The organism is Affinundibacterium seohonense, assembly GCF_014284305.1.
GTDB lineage: Bacteria > Pseudomonadota > Gammaproteobacteria > Burkholderiales > Burkholderiaceae_D > Undibacterium > Undibacterium seohonense.
Map to the genome: position 1 here is coordinate 1 of NZ_JACOFW010000095.1, position 400 is coordinate 400.

At 41.5% G+C, this 400-nt stretch carries 1 rRNA gene; it reads left to right on the forward strand.

From position 1 onward, the window contains the following. Positions 1–298: 298 nt before the first annotated feature. Positions 299–400, forward strand: a 16S ribosomal RNA gene (locus tag H8K52_RS20705); the annotation flags it as partial.

A 400-nucleotide genomic window follows, 5' to 3' on the forward strand; every position in this document is an offset into this window, starting at 1 on the left:
AATCTCGTTTCTCTGCTGCTGACGAACACAACGCTTCGTAGCAAAAACAAAAACCTTTGGGTGAGTTTAAGTAGAAAAGAATAAGATCTTTAACAATTAACAGTCAATAAATGTGGGCACTTGATAAAGAGAGCGACTAGCTACTTCGGTAGTTAGGAAACTTAAAAAATATCAAATGTTCACAAGAAGTAAAGATAAGACGCGATAGTGAGTAATCATTATCGCAACTGTCAGTATTTTGAGTGAGCGACTCGTTCGAAAGAACGAATTCCGGAAATGGAAACAAGTAACAGAGATTAAACTGAAGAGTTTGATCCTGGCTCAGATTGAACGCTGGCGGCATGCCTTACACATGCAAGTCGAACGGCAGCACGGACTTCGGTCTGGTGGCGAGTGGCGA